The organism is Xanthomonas sp. SS (assembly GCF_014236835.1).
In the GTDB taxonomy this organism is placed as follows: domain Bacteria; phylum Pseudomonadota; class Gammaproteobacteria; order Xanthomonadales; family Xanthomonadaceae; genus Xanthomonas_A.
Genome location: NZ_CP051190.1, coordinates 2,653,000 through 2,666,643, shown reverse-complemented (window position 1 = coordinate 2,666,643; position 13,644 = coordinate 2,653,000). Strand labels below are relative to the sequence as shown.

The window sequence follows — 13,644 nt, the reverse complement described above, 5'->3', positions numbered from 1 at the left end:
GCTCACGGCTTGCTCCCCGGGGCGAATTCATCGACCTCCAGCGGCGGCAACGGCGGCATCGGCCCGCTGCGCCAGGCGCGCAGCTGGTACACGTAGGAGAGGATCTGCGCCACCGCCGAATACAGTCTCACGGGAATTTCCTTGCCGAGTTGCCCTTCCCGATACAAGGCGCGTGCCAAAGGTGGCGCAGACACCACTGCGACGCGGTGCTGCTCGCCGATTTCGCGGATGCGGAAGGCCAGCTCGTCCACGCCCTTGGCGACCACGGTCGGCGCGCGCATGCGGCCGCTTTCGTATTTCAGCGCCACCGCGTAGTGGGTGGGGTTGACCACCACCACGTCGGCGCTGGGCACCGCCTCCATCATCCGCCGCTGCGACAGCTGCATCTGCATCTGCCGGATGCGGCCCTTGACCTCCGGGCTGCCCTCGCTTTCCTTCATTTCCCGGCGCACTTCGTCGCGGGTCATCATCAGTTTGCGGGTGTAGTTCCACTTCTGGTACGGCGCGTCGATCGCGGCCAGCAGCGCCAGCGCGCCGGCGGTGTACAGCAGCAGGTGCAGGGTGAAGCCCAGGCCGTCGCCGATGGCGGTCTCCAGGGGTTGCCGCATCAGGCTGCGCAGGCCGTCCACGTTGTTGGAGATGCACAGGGCGGCGGCGCCGCCGACGAAGCCCATGCGCAGCATCGACTTGAACAGTTCGGCCAGGCTTTCCGGGCCGTACAGCCGGGACAGCCCGGCCATCGGGTTGAGCCGTTCGAACTTGGGGATCAGCGCCGCGCCGGAGAAGCGCAGGCTGCCCATCAGGATCGGCGCCACGAAGCCGGCCGCCACGCAGATGCCGACCAGCGGCAGGGTCACCCAAAGCAGCCCCAGCAGCAATTCGCCGAAGTGGCCGAACAGCGCGTCCGGGTTGTCGTGCAGGCGCGGATCCGGGCGCAGCGCGGCCTTCATCCAGTTCGCCGCGCCGGCCGCCAGCGAGCCGGACATGCCCATCAGGGCGAAGATGCCGGCGCTGAACACCGCCGCCGTCGCCAGTTCGCGCGACTGCGGGATGTTGCCCTGCTCGCGTGCCTCGCGCAGGCGTTTTTCGGTCGGTTGTTCGGTTTTTTCGGTGCCTTCTTCGTTTTCGGACATGACGGTGAGGCGCGCCGGGCAGGGGATTCAACCCAGCCTCCTGCAAGGACCGTACCGTTCGCCGGACGGCGGCCCGCGGCGCGCTCCGCCGCGCCGACGCAGCCTAGTCCTGCTGCAGTTCCACGCGGTTGCGGCCCAGGTGCTTGGCCCGGTACAGGGCATCGTCGGCGCGGGCCAGCAATTGCTGCAGGCTCTCGCCTTGCCGGTACCAGGCCACGCCGATCGAGGCGGTGACCGCCAGGTGCTGCGTGCCGACTTGCAGCGGATGCCCGGAGACCGCCACGCGCAGGTTCTGCAAGCGCTCGTGGGACGGGGGCGGCAGTCCGGGCAGTACGCCCAGCAGTTCCTCGCCGCCGTAGCGGCCGATCTGGTCCGATTCGCGCAGATTGGCGTTCAGGCGCTGCGCGACCTTGGTCAGGACCGCGTCGCCGATCAGGTGGCCGTGCGTGTCGTTGATGCGCTTGAAGTGGTCCAGGTCGATCATCGCCACCGCCAGCGGCTGCTGCTCGGCCAGGCTGTGGCGCATCTGCGCGGCCAGCGCATCGAGGATGCCGGCGCGGTTGAGCAAGCCGGTCAGGGAGTCGTGCGAGGCCTTCACCGCCAGCGCGGCGCGGGCGATCTCCAGTTCGCGCTTGTCGTGCTCCAGTTCCTGGGTGCGCAGCGCGACCAGCTCGGCCAGGTGGCGCTCGCGCTGGCGCAGGCGGCGCTCGCGCCAGTGCAGCGCGGCGATCGCCAGCCCGCCGCCGAGCAGCGCGTACAGCGCCAGCATGGTCTGGCTGCGCCACCACACCGGCGCCACCGAGAACGCCACCCGCACCGGCGCCGAGGCGCTGTGCCGGTAGGCGTCGAGCAGCTGCAGTTCGAACGTGTAGTCGCCCGGCGCCAGCGGCGGATGTTCGATCTCGAAGTTGGGCGTGTAGATCCACTGCGTATGCGCGCCTTCGAAGCGGTAGCGCAGCGAGACCCGGTTGCGGTCGTCGTACAGGTCTGGCGATCCGGCCTCGATGTGCAGCGGCTCCTGGTTCCAGGGCAGGCGCGCGCCGGCCGCGATCGGATGGCCGCCGCGGCTGAATTCGCTCAGCGTCACCCCTGGCGCGTTGGCCTGGAACAGGCGTTGCGGGGCCAGGATGTGGCTGACGCCCTTGCTGGTGCCGATCCACACCGAGCCGTCGTGGTCCTCGAAGAACGCCGATTCGGAGATGTCGTCCCACAGCAGTCCCTGCGACTGGGTCAGGCGCGACCAGCGGCGGCCGTCGTAGACGTCCACGCCCTGGTTGTGGCCGATCCAGATCCAGCCGTTGCGGGTGCGCCGGATCAGGTAGATCTGCAGCTCGCGCTGTTCGGACTGCGCGCTCGGCCGCAACTGCAGGGTGTCGCCGTCGAGCCGGCCCTGCCACACGCCCGGGTTGTACAGCGCGGCCCAGACCTGGCCGTCTTCCTGGATCAGCAGCTTGCTGACCCATGGCTGCGCCGGCTTGCCATCCAGCTGCAGCCGGATCGGGGTCCAGGTGTTGCCGCGCAGCCGGAACACGCCGGCCGCGCCGCTCAGCCACAGGCTGCCGTCGCGGCGCTGCTGGATGTCCGAGTACTCGCCGCCAGGCAGCGCCTGCACCCGCTGCGGCAGGTCGTGCGACTGCGGCCGCTGCAGCAGGTACAGGCCATCCGCGGAGAGGATCCAGATCCGGCCGCCGGCGTCCAGAAACAGCCGTCTGATCGTGGCGCCCAGGCGCGGATAGCTGCGCAGCAGGCGGCCTTGGCTGTCGTGGTGGCGCAGCTCGCCCAGCGAGCCCAGGCTCCACAGCGATCCGTCCGCCGCGCTCTGCAGGCTGATGACCTGCAGCCCGGCGTCCGCCAGCCAGGGCTGGAAGCGCTGGTCGGGATGGCGTTGGCGGTTGATGCCGGCTTCGTTGCCGAGCAGCAGCGCGCCGTCGCCGTTGCGCAGGATGCTCCAGGTCGGCGCGGTGCTCATGCCTTGCGAGACATCCCAGTTCTCGATCCAGCCGTAGCCGTTCCAACGCACTACGCCTTCGCCGTCCACCGTCATCCACAGGTCGCCGGCGCGGTCGAACAGCAGCACCAGGATGCCGGCGTCGGGCAGGCCGTTGCCGCGGTCGAACTGGCGCCAGCGGTCGTATTCCCAGCGCGCCAGGCCCTGGCCGGTGCGGATCAGCACGCGCCCCTGCGGATCGAGCAGGATCTGGGTCTGGCCGCCCACCTGGCGCAGGCCGACCCCGGGCGGGGGCCGCGCGACGAAACGCTCGGCCGCGGCCGGCAACTGCATCACGTGCTGGTCGCCGCGCAGCCACAGCGCGCCGTCGCGGTCGCGCACGACATGCCGCCAGCGATCGGGCGGCAGGCCCTGCGCCTGGCCGTAGACCGTCACCGAGCCATCGGCGGCGACCCGGCACAGCGCTTGGTCGCAGCCCAGCCAAAGATCGTCGCCTTCGCTCTGCGCCGCGGCGAGCTTGCCGAGCTGCGGCAGCCGCGCCAGGGTCGCTGCGTCGAACAGCGGTCGCAGCTGCCAGCGTCCGTCGTGGCCAGCCACCGCGCGCAGCGCCTGCTGGCCGCTGAGCAGCACCATGCCCCAGGGCGTGCTGGCCAGGCGCAGCTTGTTCTTGTGCAGCGGCCCGGTCTCCTGCGCGCTCAGCCGGCGCAGCTGGGTGCCGTCGTCGACGTAGAGCGCGTCGAAGGTGGCCACCCACAACCGGTGCTCGGCGTCCTCGCTCGCGGCGCTGATGGAATGGCCGCGCTGGCCCTGCAGCGGCACCTGTTCGAAGCGATGGCCATTGAAGCGGTACAGCCCGCTCTCGGTACACACCCACAGGCTGCCGTCGCCGCTCTGCAGCAGGCAGGTGTCGGCCAGGCCGAGCAGGCCCTGGTCGTGGGCGTAACGGCGCAAGGGAATCGACTGCGCGCGGGCGACCCCGGCCGCCAGCAGCTCCACGGCCAGCCACAGCAGCAGGGCCTGCAGCGACCGCAGGCCGCGCCGGCGCGCGCGCATGCCCGGCTCCTCAGCCGCCGCGTGCGCCGCGGCAGTCATCGGCGGGGACTGGCAGGAAATCCGACATCGCGTGCGGCACCGGGCAAGAAGTGGAGAAGGAGAGCGACGGTTGCATGCGGTGTTCGCAGCGGCCGATGGCCATGACGCCGCGCGCGCGGCGCGTAGCGCGTTGTCTGTTATCGGCCGCGCCGCTGCCGGGCTTGAGCCGGCGCCGCTCAGCGCGGCACGCTGGCGCCCAGGGCCGGGTCCAGGTGCAGTTCGATCCGGTTGCGGCCGCCATGCTTGGCCCGGTACAGGGCGTCGTCGGCGCGGCTGAGCAACTGTTGCACCGACTCGTCCTCGCGGTACCAGGCCACGCCGATCGAGGCGGTGACCTCGAGCAGGCCGGCGTCGGTGAGGAACGGGGTGGCACCGATCACCTGGTGCAGGGCGCGCAGCCGGTTCTGCGCCGGCGGCAGCAGGCCCGGCAGCACCGCCAGCAGTTCCTCGCCGCCGTAGCGGCCGATCAGGTCGGCACCGCGCAGGTTCGCGTTCATGCGTCGCCCGACCCGTGCCAGCACCGCATCGCCGATCAGATGGCCGTGCTGGTCGTTGATCTGCTTGAAGTGGTCCAGGTCGATCATCGCCACCGCCAACGGGCTGCCGTCGTTGCGGCAACGCTGGATCTGCACCGCCAGCGCGTCGAGGATGCCGACCCGGTTGAGCAGGCCGGTGAGGTCGTCGCGCACCGACTTCAGCGCCAGCGCGGCGCGCGCCTGCTCCAGTTCGCGCTTGTCGTGCTCCAGTTCCTGGGTCCGCTCGGCGACCAGCCGCGCCAGGGTGCGCTCGCGCACCAGTAACTGTTTCACCCGCCAGCGCCAGACCACGGTCAGCAGCAATGCCGCCGCCAGCAGGTACACCATCCACGCCAGCGGGCTGCGCCACCACGGCGGCAGGATGGTGAACTCCAGGCGCACCACATTGCTGCGCGCGCGCTGGCGTTCGTCCAGCGCCTGTACCTCCAGCGCGTAGCGGCCGGGCGAGAGCAGGGTGTAGGTCAGATGCGCCTGCTGGGTGCTGGCCCATTGCTCCTGCAGGCCCTCGAGGCGGTAGCGGAAGCCGATGGTGTCGCTGCCGCCGACCGCGCCGGGGGCGGAGAAGGCGAATTCGATGGGTTGCTGCGACCAAGGCAGCTGCGCGCCGGCGACGACCGTTTTGCCGGCGCGGGTGGCGCGCAGCAACTGCAGGCGCAGCGGCCGCGCGGCGAACAGCCGCGCCGGTTCCAGGATCTGGCTGACGCCCTTGCTGTTGCCGATCCACACCGAGCCGTCGCTGTCCTCGAAGAACGCCGATTCGGAGGTGTCGTCCCACAGCAGGCCATCGGCCTGGGTGACCCGGATCCAGCGCCCGCCCGACCACAGGTCCAGGCCCTGGCTGCTGCCGACCCACAGCCGTTGCTGCCGGTCCTGGCGCAGCACGTAGGGCACGATCCGCGCCAGCAGCGGGTCGTCGACCTTGCGCAGCGACACGCTGGCGCTGCGCGGCTCGAAACGCCCGCGCCAGACCCCGACATCGCCGAACGACAGCCACAGGTCGTCGCTGGCGCCGATGCTGAACTTGTCCAGCTCCGCATCCGGCAGGGCGGGGCCGCGCAGGCGGATCGACTGCCAGCCCTGCGCCTGGCGCAGGTACAGGCCGTTCTTGCCGACCAGCCACAAGCGGCCGCGCGCATCGTAGCCGCCGCCGACGAACTGGTCGCGCGGCAGGTCGCGCGCCGGCTGCGCGCTGCGTTCGCCCGCCGGCAGCAGGAACAGGCCGCGGGTGGTCAGGATCCACAGGGTGCCGGTATCGTCGAAGAACATGCATTTCATCGCCGACAGCACCTTGGTCTGCTCGAGCATGCGGCCGCTGCCGCGGTCCAGCCGCAACACCCGCCCGGACGACTGGCCCAGCCACAGCGTGCCGTCGGCGGCATCGACCAGTTGCACCGTCTGCCGCAGCGCCTGCCCGTCGCCGTCGGTCAGCGGCAGCATGCGGCCGCTGTCGGGGTCGAGCACATTGGCGCCCATTTCGCTGCCGACGTACAGGCGGCCGTCGCCGCGGCTGCGCAGGATCGACCAGGTCGGCCCGGTCGCCAGTCCCTGCGGTTCTTCCCAATGCTGGATCAGCCCATAGCCCAGCCAGCGCTGCACGCCGCGGCCGCGGGTGCCCATCCACAGGCGGCCTTGGCGATCGCTGAGCATCGGGGAAATGTTGGCCGCCAGCGCGCCCAGCCCCTGCGCGCGCTCGAACGCGCGCCAGTGCCCGGCTTCCCAGCGCAGCACGCCGGTATCGCTGCGGGTCAGTACCCGGCCGGCGGCGTCCTCGACCAGGTTGATGCCCACCGCCATGGTCGACAGGCTGCTGCCCGGCGGCGGCGGGCGTTCGGCGAAACCCGCCGCGCCGGCCGGCCAGGCCAGCACGTGATGGATGCCGCGCGCCCACAGCGTGCCGTCGCGGTCGCGCAGCAGCGCCAGCCAGTTGTCGTCGGGAACGCCGTCGGCACGGCCGAGCCGCTGCAGGCCGCCTTGCGCGTCCAGCCGGCACAGCTGGTGGCCGCAGCCCAGCCACAGTGCCTCGCCGATCGCGGTGACGCTGGAGACATCGGCCAGCGGCGCGCCGTCGGCCGCGCGCAGCGGTGCGACCTGCCAGCCGCCAGCGGCGCCTGCGGAGATCCGCAGCGGCTGCTTGTCGTTGAGCGCGACGATGGCGTCGCCGAACGCCGCCAGCGATTGCCCCTGGTCGATCCGCAGGCGTCGCCCGTCGGCGCCGGGCACGGCGGCGAAGCGGCGTCCGTCGCCGACGTACAGCGCATTGGACGCGCCGACCCACATGCGCTGCCGGCGATCCTCGGCGATCGCATAGACCAGCGGACTGCCGACGCCGGCATCGCTGCCGACCTGTTCGAAGCGTTCGCGCTCGTAGCGGTGAAGGCCCAGCTCGGTGCAGGCCCAGATCACGCCGTGCCTATCGGCGTACAGGCAATTGATGCTCAGGCCCTGCAGGCCGTCGGCCTGCGCGTAGTCGCGGAAACTGTATTCCTGCGCCACGGCGGCGCCGACCCAGGCGCACAACGCGAACAGCGCGGCGAGCCGCCATGCGAAGCCGCGCGACGGGGAGGGCGACAGCGGCAGGTGGCTGTTCGGCACGGCGATGACTGGCGTCCCCGGAAGGCGCTGCGCGATGGTGGGTGCTGCACGTGCAACACCATTGAAGAGACTATCGGCGCCGTCGCCCGAGGCTTGAATGGTTCAAGGCCGGGGCTTGCGCCAGCAAATTCTAGGCGGTGACCTGGCGCGCGGCGTCGAAGGCGGCATCGAACAGGCGCTGTACCGGCGGCCCCATCTCGCCGACCAGCACCGCCAGCAGCGCCAGGCCTATCACCACCGCCACCGGCAGGCCGAGCTGGATCGGATTCAGCGCCGGCGCGGCCTTGGCCAACGCGCCGAACGCCAGGTTCACCGCCAGCATCGCCACCATCACCGGCAGCGCCAGGGTCACCGCGCCGCGCATCATGCTCATGAAGAAGTTCGGCGCCACCGAGGCCATCGCCTGCGCGTCCGGCAGCGCGTTGCCGATCGGCAGCGCCTTGTAGCTGTCCACCAGCAGCTGCACCACGGCCAGGTGGCCGTTGGCGGTGAAGAACAGCAGGCCGAAGGCCAGGTAGAACCATTGCCCGATCACCCCGGAGGTGACCCCGCGCAGCGGATCGGCCATCTGCGCGAAACCCAGGCCGGTGCTCTGCGAGACCAGTTCGCCGGCCAGCGCGCCGGCTTCGAAGATCAGCCGCAGCATGAAGCCCATGCTCGCGCCGACCGCCAGTTCGCGCGCCACGCTCAGCACCACCGCGGCATCGAAGCCGTTCCAGTCCGGCACCGGCGGCAGCAGCGGCGCCAGCGCCATCGCCAGCGTCGCCGCCAGCATCACCCGCACCCGCGCCGGCACCGCGCGGGTGCCGACCAGCGGCATCGCCATCAGCATCGCGCCGATGCGCAGCATGGTCCACAGGATCGCCCCGACCATCGCGAAGGCCTGCTGGCCATCGATGACCATTTGCGTTGCCGAATCCATTGCCGTCGGGCTCCTGTCCCGCTAGCCGATCAGATGCGGAATGCGCTGGAACAGCATGGTGGTGTACTCGACCAGGTGCGCCAGCAGCATGCTGCCGGTGGCGAACAGCATCGCGGTCAGGGTGATGACCTTGGCGATGAAGCCGATGGTCGGTTCGTTGAGCTGGGTGGCGGCCTGGAACACGCCGATCACCACGCCCACCACCAGCATCGACAGCAGCAACGGGCCGGCCACCCACAGCACGGTGATCAGGCCGCCGCGCAGTTCGGTCAGGGCCAGTTCGGGACTCATCGGCTCAGACTCCGTTGAAGCTGGCGGCGAGGGTGCCGACCGTCAGCACCCAGCCGTCGACCAGCACGAACAGCAGGATCTTGAACGGCGCCGAGATCAGCATCGGCGACATCATCATCATGCCCATCGACATCAGCACGCTGGCCACCACCAGGTCGATGATCACGAACGGGATGAAGATCAGGAAGCCGATTTCGAACGCGGTCTTCAGCTCCGAGGTCACGAACGAGGCCACCAGCACGGGGAACGGGATCGCGTCGGGGCCGCTGTAGGTGCCGTTGCCGGCCATGCCGGCGAAGGTCATCAGATCGGCCTCGCGCACCTGCGCCAGCATGAACGCGCGCAGCGGCTGGGTGGTCAGGGTCCAGGCGGTCTGGAAGTCGATCTGGCCGTTGAGATAGGGACTCATGCCCTGGCCCCAGGCCTTTTCCCACACCGGCATCATCACCAGCGCGGTCAGGAACAGCGCCAGGCCCATCAGTACCTGGTTGGACGGGGTCTGCCCGGTGCCCATCGCCTGGCGCAGCAGGCCGAGCACGATGGTGATGCGGGTGAACGCGGTCAGCACCAGCAGCATCGACGGCAGCAGGGTGATCGCGGTCATCAGCAGCAGGGTCTGCAGCGGCAGGCTCACCGGCTGCGCGCCGACCTTGCCGACGTTCACTTCCGGCAGCGAGGGCAGGGTCGGGGCGGCGTTCTGCGCGGCCGGCGCGGCGGGCGCGCTCGGTGCGGCCTGGGCCCAGCCCAGCGCCGGCAGCAGGCTCAGCGTCAGCAGGATCAGCAGCAGGCGCAGGCCGCGCGCATAACGGTTCCAACGAGGCAGCATGATCATTTGTCCTTGCGCAGCTTCTGCGCCAGCAACTGGGCGAAATCGGGGAGGTTCTTCAGCTGCTTGAGGTTCGGCAGCGACGGCGCCGGCGCTTGCGGCAGCGGCTCGGGCAGGCGATGCAAGGTGCGTACCCCACCGCCCGGCGACACTCCGAGCAGCAACTGCTCGCCGTTGACCTCGAGCACCACCACGCGCTCCTTGGCGCCGACCGCCAGGCTGGCCACCACGCGCAGGCCTTCGGCCGGGCGGAAGCCGCTGCCGGGCAGGCGCTTGAGCACCCAGGCCATGCCCAGGATCAGTCCCAGCACCAGCAGCAGCGCGAACACCGCGCCGATCAGGCTGGGCGGCGAGGGCGCGGCGCTGCCGACGCCCGAGGCGGACTTGGCCGCCTGGGTCGCGGCCGCGAGCAATAGACTCACCGCAGTCTCCGGATGCGTTCGCTGGGGCTGACCACGTCGGTCAGGCGCACGCCGAAGCGGTCGTTGATCGTCACCACTTCGCCATGCGCGATCAGGGTGCCGTTGACGTAGACGTCCAGCGGTTCGCCGGCGCCGCGCTCCAGTTCCACCACCGAGCCCTGGTTGAGCTGCAGCAGGTTGCGGATCGGAATGCGGTTGCGTCCGACTTCCAGCGACAGCGTCACCGGCACGTCCAGGATCATGTCCAGATTCAGCTCGTTGCTGTCGCTGCCCGATTCCGGCTGCAGGCTGTCGAACTGGGCCGGGACGGCCTCGGGGATTTCGTTCTGGCTCATGACGCGTCTTCCTGAAGGGCGGGGCGGCGGCGCAGCGCGCCCGGGGGTTGGGTCGAAGTGATCTTCACGGCGTTTTGGCCGCGGGAAATGCCGAACTCGCCGGTGAACACCGGGATGTTCTCCACGCACAGCGGCACTTGCTTGGGCAGTTCGATCGGCAGCACGTCGCCGATCTTCAGCCGGGTCAGCTCGCGCAGGGTCATCTGCTTCTGCGCCAGCACGCTGGAGATGGTGACCTCGGCGGTGTTGAGCTGCTCGCGCAGCATGATGTTCCAGCTCTCGTCGCGGTCCACGCGGTCGCTCTGGATGCCGGCGTCGAGCAGCTCGCGGATCGGCTCCAGCATCGAGTACGGCAGGGTGATGTGGATCTCGCCGCCGCCGCCTTCCAGCTCCACGTGGAAGCGGCTGACCACCACGTACTCGCGCGGGGTGACGATGTTGGCGAAGTGCGGGTTGACCTCGGAATTGATGTACTCGAAGTCCACTTCCATCACCGGCGCCCAGGCCTCATGCAGGTCGGCGAAGGTCTGCTTGAGCATCAGCTGGATCACCCGCATCTCGGTCGGGGTGAATTCGCGGCCTTCGATGCGGGTCGGGTAGCGGCCGTCGCCGCCGAAGAAATTGTCGACCACGGTGAACACCAGGGTCGGTTCGAACACGATCAGTCCGGTGCCGCGCAGCGGCTTGAACTTGATCAGGTTCAGGTTGCTCGGCACGTACAGCGAGTGCATGTAGTCGTTGAACTTGATCAGGTCGATGCCGCGCACCGACAGGTCGGCCGAGCGCCGGATCAGGTTGAACAGGCCGATCCGCCACAGCCGCGCGAAGCGCTCGTTGACCATCTCCAGGGTCGGCATGCGCCCGCGGATGATCCGGTCCTGGCTGGAGAAATCGTACTGGCGCGCTTCGCCGGGGGCCGGCGGCGCCGGGCCGGTGTCCACCGCACCGGCATCGACGCCATGCAATAGCGCATCGATCTCGTCTTGGGAAAGCAGGTCGGTCATCGCGGCGGCGCCTTACTGGGTCACGAAACTGGTGAACAGCAGGTCTTCCACGCACTTCTTGCCGGTCTCGGCGGTCATCAGCTTCTGCGCGTCGGCCAGTGCCGCGGCCTGCAGCTTCTTGCGCCCGGCGATGTCGGCGATGTCCTGCGCCTGCACCTGCGAGAACAGCATCAGCAGGTGCGCGCGGATCGCCGGCGCGTTCTCGGTGATCAGCTTCAGCTCTTCCGGGTCGCGGGTCATCAGCTGCACTTCCATCTGCAGGTAGTGCGGGCCCTCGTCGGGGCTGCCGTTGAGATTGACCACGAACGCCGGGTCCATCGCGAAATACTGGGCCGGCTTGGGCAGCTCGGCGGTCTTGGCCGCGGCCTTGCCGTGCGCGGCATCGGGCTTCTTCAGGAAGAACCAGGCGCCGGCGCCGCCGCCGCCCAGCACCAGCACCGCGGCGATGACGATGATCAGCAGCTTCTTCTTCGACTTGCCGCCCTCGGGGGCCTCTTTGGCGTCGGCGGATTTCTTCGATTTGTCGGCTGCTGCTGCCACGGATTGGCTCCTTGAAGGGGGTCTCTGCCCCTAAGGATGCAATCGGTGTGCCGAAACGGCGGTTGGCGCTCGCCGGATATTTGACGGTGACCGCGGCGGCTCGCCATGCGGCCTTGTGCGGACCGGATTTTTCAGGCCCGGCGGGCGTTTTCGGTACCGCCCGTCGGGGCTGAAGCTCCTCTCACAGGGAGCGGTTGGCGCCGCCGCAGACGCGGCGGTGCCGTTGGGTTACGCGTAGGCGTCGAGCAGGCCGCGCTGGCGCAGCACCACCGACGGAATCCCGACGCTGCCCAGCAAGTCGTCGCCGGCGCCGCCGGCATTGCTGCCATTGCCGCCGTTCGACCCGCCGCCTTGGCGGGCGTTCTGCGAGGCCTGCTGTTGCTGCTGGCCGACGTCGGCCTGGCCGAGCTGGAAGCCGTGCTGGCCGAGCATGTCGCGCAGCCGCGGCAGGCTGTTCTCCAGCGCCTGGCGCACTTCCGGCTGGGCGCTGCTGAAGCTGGCGTTGACCTGGTCGCCGTTCAGATGCAGGCGCACCTCGACCGGGCCCAGCTCGGCCGGGCTGAGCTTGATGTGCGCGTGGCCGATCTTCTGGTCCGCCAGCCAGCTCATGCGCGTGCCCAGTTCGTCGTCGAAGTTGTCGCCGTGCAGGTTCGGGGTCGGGGTCGGCGAGCCGGTGAACGGCGCGGCGCTGTCGGCGCTGCGTGCCGGCGCGTGGATCCCGGCCGTGGCCAAAAGGTTGATCGGATCGGTGCCGGTGCTGGCGACATCGCTGCCGCTGTCGGCGCTCTTGTCGCTGGCGGTGGCCAGCGCCGCCAGTGCGGCGACCGGTGCGCTGGCATCGCCGCCGCTGGCGGCCTGCGCCGCGGCCCCGGCGACCTGCGCCAGCATGCCGCCGAAGCCGCCGGCGGCGCTGGCGCCAGCGCTGGCCGCGGCGGTCGCCGGCGCGGCGGCGGTCGCGGCCGCACCGGCGGCTGCGGTGTCGGCGCCCGCGGCTGCCGCCAGGGTGTCGCCACCGAGCAACGCGGCCACGCCCTGGGCGGCGGCACCGGCGACGCCGATCGCCAGCCCGGCCGCGCCCAGCGGGCCGGCGCTCGCCGCCGGCAGCGCTGCTGCAGCGAGGGTCGGCAACAGGCTCATGCCGATGCCGGCCAGGCCGGCCGGCGGCCAGCCGGCGTCTTCCTCGCTGTCCTCGCCTTTCTTGGCGTCGGCCTTGCTGCCTTTGCTCGGGGCCTTGCTGTCTTCGCTGCTCTTTTCGGTGTCGCGCGCGGCCTGGCTGCCGGCCTGCGCGCTGCGCGCCGGTTCGCTGGCGGTGTCTTCCGAACCTTCCGGACGCTTCGCCGCCGGGTCCTTGTCGGCGGATGCCTGCTGCGACTTGGCGCTGGGCCGCGGCGCCGGCTTGGGCGCGGCGCGCGCGCTGTCGTTGCCGAGCAGCTTGTCGAAGTCCTGGCCGCCGCTGCGGTCCTGGCCCTGCATGTCGGCGCTGCCGCCGGAGGCACTGGCGCGGGCGTTGCCGCCCAGCGCGGAAAGTAGGTTGCTCATCGGCTGTCTCCGTTGTCGTTGTCGCTGTCGGCTGCGGCCACCGCCAGGCGCACCCGGCGCGCGCCGAGGTCGTCCATCTCGCGCTGGCTGCGGCGGTCGTCGACCTTGCGTTCCTGGGCGCGGTAGCTGGCCGCCAGCTGTTCCAGCACCTGCTTGTCGCGGCTGGCCAGCAACAGCCGGCTGCGCTCCATCTCCACTTTCTCGCGATTGCGGTCCACGGTCTGGCACTGCTGCTGCACCGCGCTTTCCAGGCGATCCAGGAATGCGCGGCGGTTGGCCAGTTGCGCCAGGCTGGTGGCGGCCATCTGGCTGTTGGCGTATTCCTCGGCGTAGCGGCGCAATTCTTCCAGCCGCGACTCGTGGGTCTCCAGCGCGCGCTGCCGCTCGGCCAGATCGCGGGCGACCTCGTCCTCGTGCTGCTGGGCGCGGCGGAGCAGGGGATCGATACGCTGTGATTGCATCAT

General features: G+C 70.4%; 12 protein-coding genes. All 12 read right to left on the bottom strand.

Annotation, left to right across the window (positions count from 1 at the left end):
- Window positions 1-2: 2 nt before the first annotated feature.
- Window positions 3-1,133 (bottom strand): flagellar biosynthesis protein FlhB, encoded by a 1,131-nt coding sequence (gene flhB / locus HEP74_RS11065; protein WP_185812931.1) that lies wholly within the window; start codon window positions 1,131-1,133, stop codon window positions 3-5.
- Between the two features lie 103 nt (window positions 1,134-1,236).
- Window positions 1,237-4,134 (bottom strand): ligand-binding sensor domain-containing diguanylate cyclase, encoded by a 2,898-nt coding sequence (locus tag HEP74_RS11060; RefSeq protein WP_255427719.1) that lies wholly within the window; start codon window positions 4,132-4,134, stop codon window positions 1,237-1,239.
- A gap of 215 nt (window positions 4,135-4,349) precedes the next feature.
- The gene (locus HEP74_RS11055; RefSeq protein WP_255427718.1) at window positions 4,350-7,301 is read right to left on the bottom strand and encodes a ligand-binding sensor domain-containing diguanylate cyclase; all 2,952 of its coding nucleotides are present in this window, start codon (window positions 7,299-7,301) and stop codon (window positions 4,350-4,352) included.
- 130 nt (window positions 7,302-7,431) lie between these two features.
- Window positions 7,432-8,223: a flagellar biosynthetic protein FliR gene (gene fliR / locus HEP74_RS11050; protein ID WP_185812929.1), complete on the bottom strand. Its 792-nt coding sequence runs from the start codon at window positions 8,221-8,223 to the stop codon at window positions 7,432-7,434.
- Window positions 8,224-8,244: 21 nt separating this feature from the next.
- Window positions 8,245-8,514, bottom strand: coding sequence for a flagellar biosynthetic protein FliQ (locus HEP74_RS11045; RefSeq protein ID WP_185812928.1), 270 nt, complete (start codon window positions 8,512-8,514; stop codon window positions 8,245-8,247).
- A gap of 4 nt (window positions 8,515-8,518) precedes the next feature.
- Window positions 8,519-9,340 (bottom strand): flagellar type III secretion system pore protein FliP, encoded by an 822-nt coding sequence (gene fliP / locus HEP74_RS11040; RefSeq protein WP_185812927.1) that lies wholly within the window; start codon window positions 9,338-9,340, stop codon window positions 8,519-8,521.
- Between the two features lie 2 nt (window positions 9,341-9,342).
- The gene (gene fliO / locus HEP74_RS11035; RefSeq protein WP_185812926.1) at window positions 9,343-9,762 is read right to left on the bottom strand and encodes a flagellar biosynthetic protein FliO; all 420 of its coding nucleotides are present in this window, start codon (window positions 9,760-9,762) and stop codon (window positions 9,343-9,345) included.
- A complete protein-coding gene (fliN, locus tag HEP74_RS11030; RefSeq protein ID WP_185812925.1) occupies window positions 9,759-10,097 on the bottom strand; it encodes a flagellar motor switch protein FliN in 339 nt (112 codons plus the stop codon). Before fliN ends, fliO begins: the two co-directional genes overlap by 4 nt.
- Complete coding sequence (gene fliM, locus HEP74_RS11025) at window positions 10,094-11,101, bottom strand: flagellar motor switch protein FliM (RefSeq protein ID WP_185812924.1); 1,008 nt, start codon at window positions 11,099-11,101, stop codon at window positions 10,094-10,096. The genes fliN and fliM overlap by 4 nt, the downstream gene beginning before the upstream one ends.
- Before the next feature lie 12 nt (window positions 11,102-11,113).
- Window positions 11,114-11,641, bottom strand: a complete 528-nt coding sequence (locus HEP74_RS11020; RefSeq protein WP_185812923.1) for a flagellar basal body-associated FliL family protein — start codon at window positions 11,639-11,641, stop codon at window positions 11,114-11,116.
- 228 nt (window positions 11,642-11,869) lie between these two features.
- Window positions 11,870-13,180: a flagellar hook-length control protein FliK gene (locus HEP74_RS11015; RefSeq protein WP_185812922.1), complete on the bottom strand. Its 1,311-nt coding sequence runs from the start codon at window positions 13,178-13,180 to the stop codon at window positions 11,870-11,872.
- Window positions 13,177-13,644, bottom strand: coding sequence for a flagellar export protein FliJ (gene fliJ / locus HEP74_RS11010; protein ID WP_179564511.1), 468 nt, complete (start codon window positions 13,642-13,644; stop codon window positions 13,177-13,179). Before fliJ ends, HEP74_RS11015 begins: the two co-directional genes overlap by 4 nt.